Origin of the sequence: Mycobacterium sp. (assembly GCF_035499775.1) — a bacterium.
Lineage (GTDB): Bacteria > Actinomycetota > Actinomycetes > Mycobacteriales > Mycobacteriaceae > Mycobacterium.
Genome location: NZ_DATJYB010000265.1, coordinates 1 through 3,242, shown reverse-complemented (window position 1 = coordinate 3,242; position 3,242 = coordinate 1). Strand labels below are relative to the sequence as shown.

Below are 3,242 nucleotides of genomic sequence, written 5' to 3'. Positions count from 1 at the left end.
GGCGTCGCCGGGCGCCTCGACCGGTGTGTCTCTTAGGCTTTCTGCCATGGCGTCGGTCAACAGGGTCTATGTGGCGCGACTCGCGCGGATGTTGGTGTTGGGTCCGTTCGGCGAATCGTTCGGACGTGTCCGCGACGTCGTGATCAGCATCAGCATCGTCCGCCAGCAGCCACGTGTCCTGGGACTGGTGGTGGATTTGGCGACCCGGCGCAGCATCTTCATACCGATGCTGCGGGTCGCCGCGATCGAGCCCAACGCGGTGACGCTCAACACCGGCAGCGTGTCGCTGCGCCACTTCGAACAGCGGCCCGGCGAGGTCCTGACGATGGGCCAGGTGCTCGATACCCCGGTGAAGGTCACCGATCCCGCGCTGCCGGAGCTGACCAATGCCGACGTCGTGATCACCGACCTCGGCATCGAACAAACCCGAACGCGCGACTGGATGGTCACCAGGGTCGCCATCCGCACCCAGCGCCGGCTGGGGCGACGCGGCCCGGTGCACGTCGTCGACTGGCAGAACGTGCAGGGCCTGACGCCGTCGGCGCTGGCGATGCCGGACCAGGGGGTGGCGGAGCTGCTGAACCAGTTCGAGGGACGCAAGGCGGTCGATGTGGCCGACGCCATCCGTGGACTTCCGCCCAAGCGGCGCTTCGAGGTGTTCAGGGCGCTCGACGACGAACGAACGGCCGACATCCTCCAGGAGCTGCCGGAGCTGGAACAGGCCGAAGTGTTAGCGCAGCTGGGCACCGAACGTTCGGCCGATGTGCTCGAGGCGATGGACCCCGACGACGCCGCCGACCTGCTCGGCGTGCTCACCCCGACCGATGCCGAGATGCTCCTGACCAGGATGGACCCCGATGACTCGGACCCGGTGCGACGGCTGTTGACCCACTCCCCCGACACCGCAGGCGGCCTGATGACCTCCGATCCGGTGGTGCTGACTCCCGACACCGTCATTGCCGAAGCGCTGGCTCGGGCCCGCGACCCGGACCTCACTCCCGCGCTGTCGTCGATGGTGTTCGTGGCGCGCCCGCCGACGGCCACCCCCACCGGGCGATACCTGGGCTGTGTACCGCTGCAGCGCCTGCTGCGCGAACCGCCGGCCGGGCTGATCGGCGGAATCCTCGACAATGACCTGCTCACCCTGACGCCGGAGACGCCACTGGGCGCGGTGACCCGCTACTTCGCCGCCTACAACCTGGTGTGCGGGCCGGTGGTCGACGACCAGAACCACCTGTTGGGCGCGGTGACCGTGGACGACCTGCTCGACCACCTGCTGCCGCACGACTGGCGGGTGGATGCCCAGCAACTCGACATCGCCGGTCCGCCCGCAAGATCCGGAGAAGCCCATTGAGCAAATCCACGGCGCCGCGGCGGCTGTACACCCCGCGGACATCGCGCAATTTCTCGCTTCAGATGGATCCCGACACCGTCGGGCAGTTCACCGAGTCCATCGCCCGCTTCTTCGGCACCGGCCGCTACCTGCTGATGCAGACGATCCTGGTGCTGGCCTGGATCGCCCTCAACCTGGGCGTGGTCCATTGGCGCTGGGACCCCTACCCGTTCATCCTGCTCAACCTGGCGTTCTCCACCCAGGCCGCGTACGCGGCGCCGCTGATCCTGCTGGCCCAGAACCGTCAGGAAAACCGGGACCGGGTCGCGCTCGAAGAGGATCGCCGTCGCGCCGCGCAGACCAAGGCCGACACCGAATATCTGGCTCGCGAGCTGGCCGCGCTGCGGCTGGCCGTCGGCGAGGTGGCAACCCGCGACTACCTACGTCACGAGCTGGAAAACCTGCTGGCTGATCTGCGCAAGAAAAACCCGGACAAACAGGTCGCACGCTCGGCTGATGGTCCGGAACGACGGGCCAAGAAATCCGGCTAGACCCAAGTCCCCCATTGCGCCACTCCCGTCACAAGAGTTATGTATGGTGATCTAGTTCACGAGGCTAAGAAGAAGACGTAACAAAGAGGCCACAGTTTCCCGACGGCTCACACAATGAGGATGGTCGAGTGCGCATTGGGGGACGCTGGGATGCACGCCCGGCCATCGCAGCGGTGCGAGAGCACGCGCGTGGCGTCGCGGCGCATGCAATTCCGGCGGTCACTGGCGGTACCTCCCACCTATGGGAGGCGGTGCTGCAGCGCACCCGTGGCTCGGCGCGTCCGGCATTCGGTATCGCCGTCATAACGCCTTTGGTACTTGCCGGAGCGGTCGGCGGCGCACCTGGCCCGGTATCCGGAAAGGGCCTGACGCTGCATGCGGCCGTCACCCCGGTGGCCGCGGTTTCCGCCGCCGGCGCCAACTCGGCCGGCCCTGCCGTCATCGCCATGCAGCGCCTGCGGGCCAGCTTCCACGTCGCGGCGGCCACCATATCGGCGCCACCACCCCCGAGGATCGTGAATGCGCCTGGCACGCTGGGCATTCCGGCCATGGCACTGTCGGCCTACCGCAATGCCGAACTGAAAATGGCCGCCGCCGACCCGAACTGCGGTGTCAGCTGGAACCTGCTGGCCGGCATCGGCCGCATCGAGTCGGGCCACGCGGGCGGTGGTGCCGTTGACGCACGCGGCACCGCGATCAACCCGATCTACGGCCCGTCGCTGGACGGCACGCTCCCCGGCAACGAGGTCATCATCCAGAGCAACGTCGGCAATCTCGTCACCTACGCCCGCGCGATGGGGCCCATGCAGTTCCTGCCCGGCACCTGGGCGCGGTATGCCGCCGACGGCGACGGCGACGGCATCGCCGATCCGCAGAACCTGTACGACGCCACCCTCGCGGCCGCCCGGTACCTGTGCAGCGGTGGCCTGAACCTGCGCGACCCGGGCCAGGTCATGGCCGCGATCCTGCGCTACAACAACTCGATGGCCTATGCCCAGAACGTGCTGGGCTGGGCCGCGGCGTACGCCACCGGCGTGGTTCCGGTCGACCTGCCGCCGATCACCGGCGCACCGCCGCCGCTCGGCGACACGCACCTCGAGCATCCGGAGGGGCTCGGGCCCAACATGCCGCTGAACCACAACGGTCAGCTGCCGGTCACCGACCCGTTCGCCGGGCGTGTGCCGCTGATCGACTTGGGCGGCCAAACCACACTGGTCGGCACGCCACCGATGTACCCGTGGATGACGCCGCAGCAGCAGCAGGGGCCGGCGCCGCTGACGCTTGCGCCGGGCTGCACGCTGATCTGCATCGGCTCAACGGCCCCGGGGCCGGGGCCGGGACCGTTAGCCACGCAGCCA

3 protein-coding genes are annotated in these 3,242 nt (G+C 68.5%); all 3 read left to right on the top strand.

The window, feature by feature from the left end; all coding sequences use genetic code 11:
• Positions 1–46: 46 nt before the first annotated feature.
• Positions 47–1,354, top strand: coding sequence for a magnesium transporter MgtE N-terminal domain-containing protein (locus VML93_RS17245; RefSeq protein ID WP_325612479.1), 1,308 nt, complete (start codon positions 47–49; stop codon positions 1,352–1,354).
• Positions 1,351–1,884, top strand: coding sequence for a DUF1003 domain-containing protein (locus VML93_RS17240; protein ID WP_325612477.1), 534 nt, complete (start codon positions 1,351–1,353; stop codon positions 1,882–1,884). The genes VML93_RS17245 and VML93_RS17240 overlap by 4 nt, the downstream gene beginning before the upstream one ends.
• A 128-nt stretch (positions 1,885–2,012) precedes the next feature.
• A partial coding sequence (locus VML93_RS17235) for a lytic transglycosylase domain-containing protein (RefSeq protein ID WP_325612476.1) occupies positions 2,013–3,242 on the top strand: 1,230 nt, incomplete at its 3' end.